At 65.2% G+C, this 15,463-nt stretch carries 12 protein-coding genes and 1 tRNA gene; 11 read left to right on the top strand and 2 right to left on the bottom strand.

What is annotated here, in order from left to right:
- Nucleotides 1-6: 6 nt before the first annotated feature.
- The 4 genes from PVE73_RS16890 (at nucleotide 7) to PVE73_RS16905 (ending at nucleotide 3,293) form a co-directional block, all read left to right on the top strand.
- Nucleotides 7-999, top strand: a complete 993-nt coding sequence (locus tag PVE73_RS16890) for a magnesium transporter CorA family protein (RefSeq protein ID WP_277363355.1) — start codon at nucleotides 7-9, stop codon at nucleotides 997-999.
- Nucleotides 1,000-1,054: 55 nt separating this feature from the next.
- Nucleotides 1,055-1,462, top strand: coding sequence for a GFA family protein (locus PVE73_RS16895; RefSeq protein ID WP_277363356.1), 408 nt, complete (start codon nucleotides 1,055-1,057; stop codon nucleotides 1,460-1,462).
- Nucleotides 1,414-1,758, top strand: a complete 345-nt coding sequence (locus PVE73_RS16900; protein WP_277367491.1) for a type II toxin-antitoxin system death-on-curing family toxin — start codon at nucleotides 1,414-1,416, stop codon at nucleotides 1,756-1,758. The genes PVE73_RS16895 and PVE73_RS16900 overlap by 49 nt, the downstream gene beginning before the upstream one ends.
- A gap of 170 nt (nucleotides 1,759-1,928) precedes the next feature.
- Nucleotides 1,929-3,293, top strand: coding sequence for a TIGR03808 family TAT-translocated repetitive protein (locus PVE73_RS16905; protein WP_277363357.1), 1,365 nt, complete (start codon nucleotides 1,929-1,931; stop codon nucleotides 3,291-3,293).
- Nucleotides 3,294-3,324: 31 nt separating this feature from the next.
- On the opposite strand, the gene PVE73_RS16910 is transcribed toward PVE73_RS16905, so the two are convergent.
- Complete coding sequence (locus PVE73_RS16910) at nucleotides 3,325-4,068, bottom strand: SDR family oxidoreductase (protein WP_277363358.1); 744 nt, start codon at nucleotides 4,066-4,068, stop codon at nucleotides 3,325-3,327.
- A 200-nt stretch (nucleotides 4,069-4,268) separates the two neighbouring features.
- On the opposite strand from PVE73_RS16910, the gene betI reads away from it, so the two are divergent.
- From betI to PVE73_RS16940, 6 genes are all read left to right on the top strand, one after another.
- The gene (gene betI / locus PVE73_RS16915) at nucleotides 4,269-4,856 is read left to right on the top strand and encodes a transcriptional regulator BetI (RefSeq protein WP_277363359.1); all 588 of its coding nucleotides are present in this window, start codon (nucleotides 4,269-4,271) and stop codon (nucleotides 4,854-4,856) included.
- Nucleotides 4,849-6,501 (top strand): choline dehydrogenase, encoded by a 1,653-nt coding sequence (gene betA / locus PVE73_RS16920; RefSeq protein WP_277363360.1) that lies wholly within the window; start codon nucleotides 4,849-4,851, stop codon nucleotides 6,499-6,501. Before betI ends, betA begins: the two co-directional genes overlap by 8 nt.
- Before the next feature lie 18 nt (nucleotides 6,502-6,519).
- A complete protein-coding gene (gene betB / locus PVE73_RS16925) occupies nucleotides 6,520-7,983 on the top strand; it encodes a betaine-aldehyde dehydrogenase (RefSeq protein WP_277363361.1) in 1,464 nt (487 codons plus the stop codon).
- An 86-nt stretch (nucleotides 7,984-8,069) separates the two neighbouring features.
- Nucleotides 8,070-8,146 (top strand) — tRNA-Pro (locus tag PVE73_RS16930).
- Nucleotides 8,147-8,485: 339 nt separating this feature from the next.
- Nucleotides 8,486-9,268 carry a GGDEF domain-containing protein gene (locus PVE73_RS16935; protein ID WP_277363362.1) on the top strand — a complete coding sequence of 261 codons (783 nt, stop codon included), beginning with the start codon at nucleotides 8,486-8,488 and terminating at the stop codon, nucleotides 9,266-9,268.
- Between the two features lie 321 nt (nucleotides 9,269-9,589).
- Entirely contained in the window at nucleotides 9,590-13,150 is a 3,561-nt protein-coding gene (locus PVE73_RS16940; RefSeq protein ID WP_277363363.1) for an autotransporter outer membrane beta-barrel domain-containing protein, read from the top strand.
- Between the two features lie 106 nt (nucleotides 13,151-13,256).
- Here the strand turns inward: PVE73_RS16940 and PVE73_RS16945 are convergent, their stop codons facing one another.
- Nucleotides 13,257-14,267 carry a CAP domain-containing protein gene (locus PVE73_RS16945; RefSeq protein ID WP_277363364.1) on the bottom strand — a complete coding sequence of 337 codons (1,011 nt, stop codon included), beginning with the start codon at nucleotides 14,265-14,267 and terminating at the stop codon, nucleotides 13,257-13,259.
- 353 nt (nucleotides 14,268-14,620) lie between these two features.
- Here PVE73_RS16945 and PVE73_RS16950 point away from each other — a divergent pair, with 353 nt between their 5' ends.
- Nucleotides 14,621-15,304 (top strand): hypothetical protein, encoded by a 684-nt coding sequence (locus tag PVE73_RS16950; RefSeq protein WP_277363365.1) that lies wholly within the window; start codon nucleotides 14,621-14,623, stop codon nucleotides 15,302-15,304.
- Nucleotides 15,305-15,463: the final 159 nt, after the last annotated feature.

The raw sequence follows: 15,463 nt of genomic DNA on the forward strand, positions 1-15,463 counted from the left end.
AAGGCCATGATCCAAGTCTACACACTCGAAGGCGATCGTATTGCCGGCGCGGCCCTGAAGCCGGGCGAACCCCTTCCTGCAAAGGCACTCTGGATCGACCTGCTCAATCCGACCGCCGAGGAAGACAAAGCCGTCGAAGGCTGGATCGGCTCTCCCGTCCCCACCGACAAGGACATGGTGGAGATCGAGGAATCGAGCCGCTTCTACATGGAAGGCGGCGTGCAGTATCTGACCACGCCGGTGCTCCACGCCACGGACAGCAACCATCGCACGGTCTCGCCCGTGTCCTTCGTGCTCGCAGGCAAGCACCTCGTCACCGTGCGCTACAGCGAGCCCAAGGCGTTCTCGCTCTTCATCAATCGCGCGACGAAGGCGGGCAACGGGCTGATCGAGGCCGACTGCACGGGGATATCCGTCCTGCTCGGGCTGATCGAGGCGATCACCGACCGGCTGGCCGACATCCTGGAAGGAGCGACCGAGGAGATCGAGGCGGCTTCCAACGCGATCCTGCACCGCCGCGAGCACGAGCGCCCGATGAGCACGCTGGAGTTCCGGCGCACGCTCACGCGGATCGGTGGTCTGGGCGCCTTCCTCTCGAAAGTGCGCGAAAGCCTTTCGGGCATCAGCCGGCTGCTCGCCTATATGCGGGCGAACATGGAGGGTGGTCCGCCGCGCAAGGAGATGCGCAACCGGCTCGATTCGCTCGAGCGCGATGCGAGGTCGCTGGAAAACTACGTAGACTTCCTGTCGAACAAGGTGACTTTCCTGCTCGACACCATCGTCGGCCTGATCTCCGTCGAGCAGAACGCTATCATCAAGATCTTCTCCGTCGCTGCCGTGGGCTTGATGCCGCCCACGCTCATCGCCTCCATCTACGGCATGAACTTCCAGTTCATGCCCGAGCTCGACGAGCGGTGGGGCTATCCTCTCACACTCGGCGTCATGGCGATTTCGGCCGTGCTCCCGCTCTATTACTTCTGGAGAAAAGGGTGGTTCTAAGCCGTTGCGATGGGCTAACCTGATCTGGCAAACCTATCCACCAGAGGATAAGTCGATGAAAGTCGACGGGCAGTGCCACTGCGGTTACGTCACCTACGAGGCGGAGATCGATCCCGAGCGGGTCTCCATCTGCCACTGCACCGATTGCCAGAGACTCACGGGCTCGCCCTACCGCGTGACGGTGACGGCTTCTCCCAGCAACATCCGCCTGACCGGCCGCCCACCCAAGGTCTATCTCAAGACGGCGGAGAGCGGCAGGATGCGCCGCCAATATTTCTGCCCGGACTGCGGTTCGCCTCTCTTCACCAGCGGCGAAGACCCGCAGGCGCAGGACTGGGGCATCCGCTGGGGCAGCATCCGCCAGCGCCGGGAACTCGCGCCCAAGCGGCAGATCTGGTGCCGCTCCGCCCTGCCCTGGGCGGCCAGAGCCTTCGAGGACCTGCCCGGACGCGAAGCCGACTGAGGTTCCGCCATTCACTGGCCCGCGCCGAGAACAAGGCAGCCTACGGCGAGCCGGATGTTTTCAATCTGGCGGCTGCCTATGCCTTCGGCCCTGCCCGCAATCATGCATTCGTCGACGGCAACAAGCGCACGGCCATTGTCGCGGCAGGTACGTTCCTGCTCCTGAACGGATACCGCATGACCGCCGACGATGGGGTCGTCTACACCCTCACCATGGCCTTGGCCGCCGGCGAGATCGACGAAGAGGGTGCCGCAGCCTTCTTCCGCGATTTCACGGTGAAGCTCGAAGAGGAGTAGGCACCTGATCGCTGGCGCGTCTTCGACGTTCAGGTATGGATCCTCGGGTCAAGCCCGAGGATCCATGCCTGAACCTTGCCATCTCACCAGCGATCAAAATCAGGGCAGCCACTCTTCACCCAATCTTTGCCGCCGTGCATCATGCTCTCTCCGGCAAACGCTCGGGTACCGTGATGAACAGACGCAAATTCCTCAAAGCCAGCGCCGGCTTTGCCGTCATGGGCCTCGCCATGCCCAGGGTGGGATTCGCGCAGCAAACACTCCAGGCCGTCCGGGGATCTCTCAACGCGGAGGAATTCGGCATCCGGCCGGGAGCGGCGGAGAACCAGGGCAAGGCATTTGCCGCCATGCTGGAGCGCGCAAGCGCGGAGAACCTGCCGATCTTCCTGCCGCCCGGCATCTACACGCTCTCGGACATCGACCTGCCCGCCCGGGTAAGGCTTTTCGGCGTGTCCGGTGCAACCCGGCTCGTGAATGGCGGCGGCGCGCTTCTGCGTGGGCGGGAGACCGAGCATATCGCGCTCACCGGCATCGTGCTGGACGGCGCCGGAAACGGCCTTGCCGATGGTGTGAAGGCGCTGCTCGACCTGCGCGGCGTCCGCGCCCTTGCCATCGACGGTTGCGAAATAGTCGACAGCGCCAGCAGCGCGGTCGCGCTGGAACGTGCTGCCGGCCGCATCGAGCACACGGCCATCACGCGGGCTGCCGATGTCGGCATCTACTCGATCGATGCCGCGGGGCTGCTGATCGACGCGAACACCGTTACCGATTGCGACAATGGCGGCATCCTCGTCCACCGCACGCGACCGGCCCCGGATGGCACGCGGGTCACCAACAACCGCATTGCGCGGATACGAGCCACCTTCGGCGGCACGGGACAGCACGGCAACGGCATCAACACCTACCAGGCGCACGAGGTCGCCATCACCGGCAACCACGTGTCAGACTGCGCCTTCTCGGCCATCCGCTCCAATGGCGGCAGCAACGCCGTCATCACCGGCAACCATTGCCTGCGCTCCGGCGAGACGGCGCTCTACAGCGAGTTCTCCTATGAAGGCGCGGTCATCGGCTCCAACATCGTGGACGGTGCCGCCAACGGCATCTCCATGGTGAATTTCAACGAGGGCGGCCGGATGGCCGCCTGCACGGGCAATATCGTCCGCAACCTTTCGAGGACGGGACCGTACGAGAAGGATGCGCCGGGGTTCGGCACCGGCATCGCGGCGGAGGCGGACACGACCGTCATCGGCAATGTGATCGAGAATGCGCCGGTCTGGGGCATCGAGATCGGCTGGGGACCGTTCGTGCGCAACGTGATCGCTTCGGGCAACGTCATCCGCAGGGCGGGCACCGGGATCGCCGTTTCGGTCGTGGAAGGCGGGGGCGCGGCGACGATCACCGACAACATCATCGAGGCGGCCAGGGACGGCGCCATCGTCGGCCACCGCTGGGCCGAGCCGGTGACGGGCGACCTGGCGCTTCGCGACAATCCCGGCTTCCCCCACCTCACGGTGGCGCGCAACCGCGTGAGTTAGCTCGCCACCTCCAGGCCGCGCCCTCGCGAAATCAGTCGCCGGGCAGCAGGCCGGACACGGAGAAGCCGCCGTCGACCACCAGCGTGTGACCGGTGACCGAACCGGCCTCGGGCGACAGGAGGTAGGCCACCGCCGCGGTGACTTCGCGGACACTCGGTGCACGGCTCAGCGGCGTGCGCTCCAGCCAGGCGCGTTGCCGGCCGCCATGCGGGCCGAACGCGACGTCCGGGGTTTCGATGGGGGCGGCCGCCACGCAGTTGACCCGCACGCCGCGACCGGCAAGCTCGAGCGCCATCACCTCCGTCATCATCTTCACGCCGGCCTGCGAAGCGCCATGGGCGGTGTCGCCGCTGTTGGCGCGCAGCGCGCTGACGGAAACCATGTTGACGACGGCGAGCTCATGCCCCATCCGCTCCAGCGCGGCTTCGGCGGCGATGAAGGAGCCCACCAGATTGATCTCGAGCACCTGCCGGAACAGCTCCGCGCTCGTCTCCTCGAAGCGCGCGTGGCGCTTCACGCAGGCGGCGTTCACCAGCGCCGTGACGGGTCCCAGCGTGTCCACCGCCTGATTGAAGACTTCCGCGATCTCGTCCTCGTCCGTCACGTCGGCGGAAAGGAAAACCGCCTCCTCGCCGCCGAGAAGATCTTCCGCGTCGATGAGTGCCGCTCCGTCGGCATCGATCACCGCCACCTTCCAACCATCGTCCAGCAGGCGCTCGGCAACCGCCAAGCCGATCCCCGACGCCCCGCCCGTGATGATCGCCACCGGCATCATCTCGCGAACACCTGCCGGAAATGCGGTCCGAATCTCCCCATCCTCTCCTCCTTCGCATCCGGACGATACCACATCGTGCGACGGTGGTCGCGGGGGATGCGCCCATCCCGCGACGGCAGGTTAACGCCGGACGAGACGTCCGCCTCCATGGCTCTCGAATTTTTCTTGATTGATTGCTCAATCAAAAATAATCTCGCCTCATGCCCAAGCTTGGAATGGAACCCCTGCGCCGCCGCGCGCTCATCGACGCCGCCATCCTCGCCATCGGCGAGCGCGGCTCGCTGGACGTCACCATGTCCGACATTGCGGGGCGGGCGGGTGTGTCCCCTGCCCTTGCCCACCACTATTTCGGCGCCAAGGAAGACCTGCTGAGCGCCACCATGCGCCATATCCTCTCCGAACTCGGGCGCGACCTGCGCGAAGCGACGGCCGGACTTTCCGGACGGGAGCGCGTGCGCGCCATCATCGCAGTGAATTTTTCGCCCAAGCAGTTCCGGCCGGAGATCATCGCGGCCTGGCTCGCCTTCTATGTGGAAGCGCAGCGCGCGCCGTCGCTCCGGCGGCTGCTGCGCATCTATGCGCGCCGGCTCCATTCCAATCTCGTCCATGCGCTGAAGCCGGCAATGGCCGCGGCGGATGCGGAACGCACGGCCGAAGGCATCGCCGCCCTGATCGACGGCCTCTATATCCGCCGGGCCCTCAAGGACGGGCCGCCCGATGCGGACTCCGCCATCGCCCTGGTCGAGGATTATCTGTCGCTCCGCCTCGGGGAGAGCCGCCATGCCTGAGGCCGACTATGTCATCGTCGGGGCGGGCTCGGCAGGCTGCGCGCTCGCCTACCGGCTTTCGGAAAGCGGAAAACATTCGGTGATCGTCATCGAGTATGGCGGCAGCGATCTCGGGCCCTTCATCCAGATGCCGGCCGCCCTCTCCTTCCCCATGAACATGCGCCGCTACGACTGGGGTTTTCGCACGGAGCCGGAGCCGCATCTTTCCGGGCGCGTGCTGGCCACGCCGCGCGGCAAGGTGGTCGGCGGCTCCTCCTCCATCAACGGCATGGTCTATGTGCGCGGGCACGCGCGCGACTTCGACCACTGGGCGGAAGCGGGTGCTGCGGGCTGGGCCTTCGCCGACGTGCTTCCCTATTTCAAGCGCATGGAGAATGCGAAGACCGGGGAGGACGGCTGGCGCGGCACGGACGGGCCGCTGCACGTGCAGCGCGGCACGCGCCTCAATCCGCTCTACCAGACCTTCATCGAGGCCGGCCGCGAGGCCGGGTTCGAGGTGACGGAGGATTACAACGGCTCGAAGCAGGAGGGCTTCGGGCCGATGGAGCAGACGATCCATATGGGGCGCCGCTGGTCGGCCGCCAACGCCTATCTCAAGCCCGCGCTGAAGCGGCGAAACGTGAGTCTCGTCAGGGGCTTCGCGCGGCGCGTTCGAATCGAGAATCAACGGGCGACGGGCGTAGAGGTCGAAGCTCGCAATTCGGTTCAAGTCGTTAAAGCACGGCGTGAGGTGATCCTCGCGGCATCCTCCATCAACTCGCCGAAGCTGCTCATGCTCTCGGGCGTCGGCCCCGCCGAGGCGTTGCGGCAGTTCGGCATCGATGTCGTGGCGGACCGCCCGGGCGTGGGGCAGAATCTGCAGGACCATCTGGAGCTTTACATCCAGCAGGCCTGCCGCAAGCCGATCACGCTCTATTCCAACCTGGGCCTCTTCTCGAAAGCGCGGATCGGCGCGGAATGGCTGCTCTTCAAGTCGGGCCTCGGCGCCACCAATCATTTCGAGGCGGCGGCCTTCGTGCGCTCGCGCGCGGGCGTGGACTATCCCGACATCCAGTACCATTTCCTGCCGGCCGCGATCCGCTATGACGGGAAGGCCGCGGCCGAGATGCACGGCTTCCAGGCCCATGTCGGGCCGATGCGGTCGAAGTCGCGCGGGGCGGTCACCCTCGCCTCCCCCGATCCCCAGGCGCCGCCGAAGATCCGCTTCAACTACATGTCGCACGAGGAGGACTGGGCCGATTTCCGCCACTGCATAAGGCTCACGCGCGAGATCTTCTCGCAGCCGGTCTTCGAACCCTATTGCGACCACGAGATCTCGCCCGGGGATCACGTGCGATCCGACGCGGCGCTGGACGATTTCATCCGTGAGCACGTGGAAAGCGCCTATCATCCCTGCGGCACCTGCCGCATGGGCGCGCGCGAGGACCCCATGAGCGTGATCGACCCCGAACTCCGGGTGATCGGCGTCGAGGGCTTGAGGGTCGCCGATTCCTCCGTCTTCCCGCGCATCACCAATGGCAATCTGAATGCGCCCTCCATCATGGTGGGCGAAAAGGCAGCCGATCATATTCTGGACAAACCGCTCCTGCCTCCTTCAAATCAGCAGCCATGGATCAATCCACGCTGGCAGGTTTCGGACCGCTAGCATTCGCAGGAGGCAGAGATGCGCGCCCAGCCCCAGGCCTCGCACTACATCAACGGCAGTTTCGTGGAGGATACGCGCGGCGCGGCCCTCGAGGTCGTCTATCCCGCAACCGCAGAGACGATCGCCCGGCTGCATCTGGCGACGCCGAACATCGTGGAACTCGCCGTCGAATCGGCGCGGGAGGCCCAGGCCTCCTGGGCGCGGCTGAAGCCGATGGAACGCGGGCGCGTCCTGCGCCGCGCGGCGGAGATCCTGCGCGAGCGCAACGAGGAACTCTCGCAGCTCGAGACGCTGGATACGGGCAAGGCGATCCAGGAGACCCGCGTCGCCGACGCCGCCTCGGCGGCGGACGCGCTGGAATTCTTCGGCTGCGCCGTCGCCGCCCACAACGGCGAGCATATCGAGCTCGGCGGCCCCTTCGGCTACACGCGGCGGGAGCCGCTCGGCGTGTGCGTCGGGATCGGCGCCTGGAACTATCCGATCCAGATCGCGGCGTGGAAGGCGGCTCCCGCACTCGCGGCGGGCAACGCCATGATCTTCAAGCCTTCCGAGAACACGCCGCTCTCGGCCCTTGCCCTCGCCGAAATCCTGACCGAAGCGGGGCTCCCGGACGGGCTGTTCAACGTCGTCCAGGGCGACGGCGAGGCGGGCGCGGCGCTCGTCGGCCATCCCGGCGTGGCGAAGGTGTCGCTCACCGGCTCCGTGGCCACGGGCCGGAAGGTGCTCTCGCTCGCGGGCGGGCACATGAAGCACGCCACCATGGAGCTCGGCGGCAAGTCTCCCCTCATCGTGTTCGAGGACGCGGATGTGGAGAACGCGGTGGGCGGGGCCATGCTCGGCAACTTCTATTCCACCGGCCAGATCTGCTCGAACGGCACGCGCGTCTTCGTGCAGAAGGATATCTACGAGCGTTTCCTCGGCCGGCTGACGGAGCGCACGCGCGCCATCCGGCTGGGCGACCCGCTCGATCCGGAGACCCATCTCGGGCCTCTCGTTTCAGAGGCGCAGCGCGAACGCGTGATGTCCTATATCGAGGCGGGCAAAGCCGAGGGCGCGCGGCTCTTTCTCGGCGGCTCCGCTCCCCGCCTACAGGGCTTCGAGAACGGGTTCTTCGTCGAGCCGACCATCTTCACCGAAGTCGAGGACCATATGCGCATCGCCCGCGAGGAGATATTCGGTCCCGTGATGTGCGTGCTCGCCTTCGACAGCGAGGAGGAGGTGATCGCGCGGGCGAACGGCACGGAATTCGGCCTTGCCGCCGGCGTCTTCACGCGCGACCTTGCGCGCGCCCACCGGGTGGTCGGCGAGCTCCAGGCCGGCACCTGCTGGATCAACGCCTACAACCTCACGCCGGTGGAGCTTCCCTTCGGCGGGGTGAAGAATTCAGGCCTCGGGCGCGAGAACGCCGTTGCGGCGCTCGACCACTACTCCCAGATCAAGTCGGTCTATGTGGAGACGGGCGATGTCGAGAGCCCTTACTGAGGCGCGGCGGGAGATTAAGTCGGCGGTCGCCGACCTTTCGGCTTGCGAAGCGCCCGCTCGGCAGTTATAAGCCCGCCGTCTGGTCACGGAGTGTAGCGCAGCCTGGTAGCGCACCTCGTTCGGGACGAGGGGGTCGCAGGTTCAAATCCTGCCACTCCGACCAGTAAATCAACGACTTACGGCACATCGCCTCGGCAATGAAGCACGTTGCCGCATCCCCGCTCTGTCGCTGGTGAACGCGTCGCCACCTCGGCCTCATGGTCCGGGTGGCGTTCCGTGAGCATCTCAAGCGCTCGAGGATATCCCGAGATAACCAGCGGCCTCCCACCGTCCGTACCGGCCCGCATGAGCCTCCTGCCGACGGCGGTGCGACCCGTGAGGCTGCGCCATCCATTTTTTTGGCGATCAATCAAATGCGTCCTTTCCAGCTAGGCCTTACTTTACGTTCGCCGCATAGGCCTGTGCTCCCCAGCCGACACCGGAGGTAGGAGTGCGAAACTGGTTGAAAGCCGTCGCGAACCGCATATGGGGAAATCCCATCCTTCTCGCCGTTGCGGGCACGCTTGCCTGGCTTGTCTTTTCGACCGGCTGTTATGCTTTGCTTTCCAGCACGGCCGGTATGGAAGCAGATGTGAAATGGCTCGCATTTGCTGTTCTGTTGCCGAGCGTTTTCATTGCAGCGGCGCTCTATGCCACGGGAAAACAGGCTCGCAGCCTCGCCGATCTCAGGCGCGACTACGAGAACACGATTGGCCGCGACAGCCTGACATCCTGCCTCAACAGCACCTTGTTTTCAGCCTTGGTGGATGCTCACCCGACGCTCGTCGGCTCCCGCGCGGGACGCAGACAAGGCTCGTTTCTCATCGTCGACGTCGACCAATTGTCCGAACTCAACAGAACTGCCGGACAACGAGCAGGAGATCGTGCCTTGCGCGCGGTGGGGGAGATTATCCGCAGTTCGGTCCGAAGCGACGATATCGTTGGCCGGCTCGGAGGCGACCGTTTCGGAGTCTTCCTGCCGGGCGCGACACGCGAGAATGCGGAAGCGGTTGCCGAACGAATCCGCACCACGGTTTCTGAAGCCCGCTTTCGGCTTGGCGGCATCGCACGGCCCCTGGGCGTCAGCATCGGTGCCATCCTGTTCGAGCAGGAGATCGATTACGACGGCTTGGTCCGGGCCGCCGAGCAAACGTTGCGACATGCCAAGGAAAATGGGAGAAACAGGGTCGAATATGCTCAGGTAAAACCCGGCCCGATGGCATCATCCCGCCCCGCGCTTCATTGATTCCGTCATCCGGTGAAGCAGTTCGTGTCGGCACGCACGACGGGCTGCCGGCCAACCGGGATGCTCCCCTTCGGTGGCGTCGCACAGCTTCATCGAGCAGTCCTTCCCGATGGACCATTTCCATGAATCTGTTGCAACACTGCATCAGACAACAATTCAATTGGGACTATAAAAGAACTGCGGAATATTGAGGGGGCATTCGTGAAAATCGATTCTCGAGAGAGCCGGCAAGGGCCGGTATCGTGGTCGCGTCGGCAAATGCGTGCCGCGAGGGCATTCCATCAGGCGCCCGTGCGTGCGCCGCGGCCTCGCGGTCCATACTTGCTCGGGAGCACGGCGCTGGCGGCCCTGCTTGCCGCCGCTCCGGCGTTGGCACAGGACGCCACGTGGAGCGGCGCTGCCATACCAGACGACAACTACAGCACCGGCGGCAACTGGGCCGGGGGAACACCATCCCTCGGCACGGGAACGGCGACGTTCGGGACATCGCAACAGAATACGGTGACACTGGACGGCGATTTAGGTCTCGGCACGTTCCGCATCCAGGACGGTCAAGCCTATGTTTTCAACAAGACCGGTGCGGGCCATGTCACCCTGACCGGCGGCATGGATATCCAGGCGGGCTCCAGCGCCACATTCAACGTTTCCAGCGAAAGACTGCACTTCCTGCAGGGGTCGGCGCAGACCGCGACGATCAACGTCCTGGCGGGCGGCATGGTCGAGTTCCAGAACCTCTCGAATGCCGGCAGTGCCACGATCAACAACGCCGGAGCCCTCAATTTCTGGGGGAGTTCACAGGGCGGAACCGCGGTGATAACGACCTCGGCAGGCGGGGTCGTTTCGCTCAACAATTTTTCGTCCGCTTTCTCCGCTGCATTCACGTTCACCGATGATGGCCGGCTGGACATATCCGATCGCAATTCATCGATCGCCTCGGTCGGTTCCATCGCCAGCGCGAGTGCGATGAGCGGGGTCACGCTCGGCTCGAATACGCTCGCCGTCGGCGGAAACAACGCCAGCACGACCTTTGCGGGGGAGATCTCGGGCAGCGGATCGCTGGCGAAAGTCGGAAGCGGGACGCTGACACTTGCGGGCACGAACACCTATACCGGCGGCACAATGCTTTCCGGCGGCGCCCTGTCGATCTCCTCGGCCGCCAATCTCGGCGACACGAGCGGCATCGTGTTTTCGGGCGGCGCGTTGTCGACCACAGCAACCTTCACCAGCGACCGAAACATGATGTTTCAGGCCAACGGAATTTTCGATACGGCCGCCGGCACCACATTCACCGCAAGCGGGGTGCTTTCGGATATCGGAGGCCTGATCAAAAACGGCGCCGGCACCCTGACACTGACGGGAAACGCCGACTATTCCGGGGCCACCCGGATCATGGAAGGGACGCTTACCCTCGGCTCGAACGAAGCCGGGTCCGGTTCCTCCTCCTATATGGTCAACCGGGACGCCACGCTGGCCTTCGCCGACGCCATCGCGATCGAGCTCGGATCGCTTGCGGATGGGCCCGATGGCGGCGGCGAGGTGCTGCTCGGTGACCAGACCTCGCTGCAAATCGGCCTCGACGACAGAGACACCAGCTTTTCCGGCATCATTTCCGGACCCGGCGGGCTTTGGAAACAAGGCGACGGCTGGCTGACCCTCACCGGAACCGGCAGCGCGATCGGGGGGAACCTCAATGTCGGCGCATCCTCCACGGGTGGTCTGGAGATTGCCGGCGGCACATTCGAGGCCGGCGACTCCGTGCAAATCATCGGCGGCAATCTGATCGTTTCAGGGGGTGCCAAGCTCAACGTCCCGGTCTCCTCCACAATCGGCTTCGTGTTGAACGACGGCACGGTACAGGTGCGCGGCGACGGATCCAAAATCACCGACGGTCACGGGACAGAGGTATTTTCGAGCATCGCAGCAGCCGAACTGATGATAACGGACGGCGGGGTTTTCGAAACCCTGGGCGATGCGACTGTACGGGCGAACGCCGGGTCGACCTCGACAGCGATCATCGCCGGCGACGGATCTCAATGGCAGATCGCGGACGAGCTGACGCTGGGTGGCCCGCTCGGACCATTGGATACGTCCGGGACGGTCACCGTCGCAGACGGGGGCACGCTGGCGGCATCGCTGATCGACATCTCCGCCGGTTCTTTTCTCAACATCGGCACGGGCGGAAGGGCCGGCGCCATCGAGGCTGGCGCGATCAATCTGGCGGGCGACCTCGTCGCTGACTTCACCGACGAAGCATTGCTGGATTCCGACATCACCGGCACCGGTGCGCTGATCAAGCGGGGAACCGGCAGGCTGGTCCTCACCAGCGACGCCTCCGGTTTTTCGGGTGGCACCACCGTTTCGGGCGGTACGCTCGCGGTCAATGGCAGCCTCGGTGGAACCGTGGATGTGCTCGCCGGCGGCCGCCTGCAAGGGATAGGCACGGTGGCCGGCCTCACGACGAATCGCGGCGTGATCGCACCCGGCAACTCGATCGGCAGGCTCACAATCGATGGCGACTATGTCGGCGACGGCGGTACGATCGAGATCGAATCGGTGCTTGGTGGCGACTCCTCGCAGACCGACCTGCTGGTGATCTCCGGCGCCACGTCGGGTTCCACGAATGTCCACCTGATCAACCTGGGGGGCACCGGTGCGCCGACTGTGGAAGGCATCAAGATCATCGATGTCGGAGGTGTCTCAGATGGCGCCTTCGCCCTGCAGGGCACCTATCTGTTCCAAGGCGAGCAGGCCGTGGTTGCCGGCGCCTATGCCTACCGGCTCTACAAGAACGGGGTGAGCGATCCCACGGATGGTGACTGGTATCTCCGCTCCGCGCTCATTTCCGATCCTGATCCGGGTCCTGATCCCGATGAACCGACCGAGCCGCTCTATCAGGCCGGCGTACCGATCTACGAGGCCTATGCGGGCAGCCTCCAGGTGTTCAACGAGCTGGGCACGATCCAGCAGCGCTTCGGCAACAGATCCTGGTCCGTGCTTGCACAGGGCGCCGACACGCCTTCCAAGGAGATCTGGGTGGCTCCAGGCATCGGCCTCTGGGCGGAAATCCAGGGCCTGAGTGGGAGCTTCGAACCGGAAACCGCGACCAGCGGAGCTGACTACGACGCCTCCGTATGGAAGTTGAAGGCCGGCGTCGACATGCCGCTTGTGACCGCGCCGAGCGGCAGCCTCATCGGTGGCCTCAGCCTCCACTACGGCACCCTCTCGGCCGACGTGGTATCCGCTTATGGCGACGGCTCGATCGAAGCCTCCGGCATCGGTGCCGGCGGCACGCTCACCTGGTATGGCAGCAACGGCTTCTATGTGGATGGGCAGGCCGAGGTGACCTGGTACGACGGCGACCTTCATTCAAGCACGGCCGGGATGAACCTGGTCAAAGGAAATGACGGGTTCGGCTATGCGCTCAGCATCGAGGCAGGCAAGCAGATTGCGCTGACGCCGTTCTGGTCGACAACGCCGCAGGCGCAGCTTTCCTACTCCTCCGTCGAGTTCGACGACTTCGTCGACCCGTTCGGCTCGGCGGTGTCGCTCGACCGGAGCGAGAGCCTTGTCGGACGTCTCGGCATCACTCTCGATCGGCAGACGGAGTGGCAGGACGCGGAGGGCAAGACGAGCCGCACACATCTCTACGGCATCGCAAACATCTACTACGATTTCGACGGCGAATCGTCCGTAGACGTCGCGGAGGTCGGCCTGAAAAGCGAAAACCAAGCCCTCTGGGGCGGCCTGGGCCTGGGTGGATCAGTGAATTTCGCCTACGACAAGTACTCTGTCTATGGCGAAGCGCTGGCGAAGACGAGCCTGGAAGATTTCGGCGACAGCCACTCGATCAAGGGCACGCTCGGCTTTCGCGTCAGGTGGTAGGTGGGCTCCGGAAACCGAGGGTGAAAGAAAACCCCGCCGGCCGGAGCTGATGCCAGGCGCGTGATGGATCGCCCCTCCGGGGTTCACCACGCGGTCCGGAGCCCGTCTAGAGATGCTGGCCGACGACGGCGGCGGCAGCCTTGCGCCCTTCTCCATTCGCCTCCATGGCGAAGCCGAGATGCGTCGCCTCGCGGGAAAGCAGGGCCTGCCTGTGTTGCGGATCGGAGAGCCACTGGTCCGTGAAGTGACGCACGTCTGCGGCAACGGGCGCGGTCCCGCAGCCTCCGCAGGCGGCAGCAAGGACGTTGAGGCTGCGCCACTCGGCGCGCTCGCCCGGCAGGAGTTCGAAAAGTTCGGCCGAGCGGTCGATCAGCCGGTCGCCGGAGCCGCCGGCCAGCAGGCGCTCCGCAAGCGTCGTCAGCGCTTCGCTCGCCTCGAGCGGCGGCAGTTCCTCCTCCTCGCGCGCGCGGTTTACCGCGGCGACCGCCTCGTCGAGCTGCTGTGCGGGCGCGAGCGGAGCAGGCTGCTCCCCGGCCTCCAGGCCGGGCGGGGTGCCGGCGCCGGCAAAGGTCTGCACGGCATAGATCCGCCCTTCCGATGCGGCTATGCCGAAGCCGAACCCCTCGAGCCCGTGCGCGAGGATGTTGTGCCGGTGTTCGGGACTTTGCATCCAGCCTTCCTGGAAGCTGCGCACCCGCGCGATGTCGGGCGGCGCCGGGCATCCTTCGCAGGTGGCTATGTTCTCCGCGACGAAGCGCCATCGGCTGCCGCCATGTTCGATATAGCGGTCCTGCGCGTCCTCACCTTCGGGCGACACATGGCTGTAATAGTCGCGCCTGGCCATATCTTCCGCGTGGGCCTGGGCAGCGGCGTTCAGCGGGTCCGTCAGGTCGAGCGTTTCCAGTCCGCGCTCGCGGCGCACCTCGTTGACGCGTGAGAGCGCATCCTGGCGCAGGCGATCCAGGGGACCTGTCACAACGCTTTCCGTCTGGGCGGCCGCGAAACCGCCGGGCAGCAGGTTGGCCAGGAGGAGGAGCACGCAGAGCGCGGCCTTCGCCTTGCCGCTCGCGCCGGCTTGCGCGGAATTGCAGGGCCGACCCTGTTCCTGCGGAATCATTGTGCCACCTCATTCAGGTTGGGCGGTGGCTGAGCACCGCAGCCTCCCTTCGGCTCCCGTTCCCCGCAAGAGCGGGTGCGGCAGGCCAGGAAGAGCAGACCGGCGGGAACCGCGGATCCGGGAATTCCCATCCGCCTCCAAACCACGGCGACGCGGATCTGTTTCACGAAAGGAGGACATCCGGTCGAGAGAGGCCGGGGCGTACCGCGCTCAGACGGCCTTGAAAAACTTCCCCGACATCGCCGGAACAGAGCGGCACGGCTCTGGTTCGGACAATGCGGACGCATCCCGTCCGCAAACGTCGCGAAGGCTGCACGGCAGTCATTCCGCAAGCAAGTTCACGGGAGATCAGCATGAAGAAACTTATCCGCGCCATCCTGACGGGTACGGCGGCAAGCCTGCTCATCCTGACGGGCCAGGCCGCAGCACAGCAACAGGGGCAGAACCTGACGGAAGACGAGGTCAGGAACTTCTTCGACAGCATGGAACAGGAGGCCACGCAGGCCATCGAAGCGGGCGACTTCCAGCGCCTGATCGAATGGACCAGCAACAACATCGCCGAGGAGGCCACTTTCTCCGTCACCAACGAGGTCTATCGCGGCGACGAACGCTTGGGCTTTTCAACGGCTACGCTCGGCAAGGAGGACATGCTGCGCTTCAGCCGGGTCGCGGTCGGCATGATGTCGGGCATGGGCAACGGCCAGCCGGTGCAGGACTACTCGCTTCAGGTCGAGGTCACAGGCTTCACGCCCGCCGGTCCGGATGCCGCGACGGTCACCACCGAGTTCACCGAAAGCGGCACGCTTTCCCTGCCGAATGCCGAGACAGCCGCTGCATCCCAGGCGGACGACGAGACCTTGCAGACCGGCTCCACAGAGGCCGGCGCGCAGCAGACCGATCAGGCGGGTGTGCAAGGCGAGGCCGGATCGCTGCGGATCGAGGCGACGGCCCAATGCAGCCATCTCATCCACCGTGGCGAAGCCGAAGATCAACTCGTCATCGGCCTGACCACCTGCCAGGCCACGACCAACTTCTGACGCAATCGACGCGATCCCCCGCCGGCATGGGCCCGCTGGCGGGGTCTTGCAAGCGCGTACCAACCATTCTTCATGAAGACCAACGGCATCCGGCTTCGCCCTTCCGGTTGAACCGGCAGCGAACCTCCCTGGCTTGAGAAAGCCGGCCCGGTCTGCAGT

This window comes from Chelativorans sp. AA-79 (genome assembly GCF_029457495.1).
Classification (GTDB): domain Bacteria; phylum Pseudomonadota; class Alphaproteobacteria; order Rhizobiales; family Rhizobiaceae; genus Chelativorans.

Excerpts from the sequence above, each read along its gene's own strand:
- PVE73_RS16910 (WP_277363358.1), bottom strand. The coding sequence starts at position 4,068 with ATGATGCCGGTGGCGATCATCACGGGCGGGGCGTCGGGGATCGGCTTG.
- PVE73_RS16950 (WP_277363365.1), top strand. The coding sequence starts at position 14,621 with ATGAAGAAACTTATCCGCGCCATCCTGACGGGTACGGCGGCAAGCCTG.
- betA (WP_277363360.1), top strand. The coding sequence starts at position 4,849 with ATGCCTGAGGCCGACTATGTCATCGTCGGGGCGGGCTCGGCAGGCTGC.
- betB (WP_277363361.1), top strand. The coding sequence starts at position 6,520 with ATGCGCGCCCAGCCCCAGGCCTCGCACTACATCAACGGCAGTTTCGTG.
- PVE73_RS16895 (WP_277363356.1), top strand. The coding sequence starts at position 1,055 with ATGAAAGTCGACGGGCAGTGCCACTGCGGTTACGTCACCTACGAGGCG.
- PVE73_RS16945 (WP_277363364.1), bottom strand. The coding sequence starts at position 14,267 with ATGATTCCGCAGGAACAGGGTCGGCCCTGCAATTCCGCGCAAGCCGGC.
- betI (WP_277363359.1), top strand. The coding sequence starts at position 4,269 with ATGCCCAAGCTTGGAATGGAACCCCTGCGCCGCCGCGCGCTCATCGAC.
- PVE73_RS16890 (WP_277363355.1), top strand. The coding sequence starts at position 7 with ATGATCCAAGTCTACACACTCGAAGGCGATCGTATTGCCGGCGCGGCC.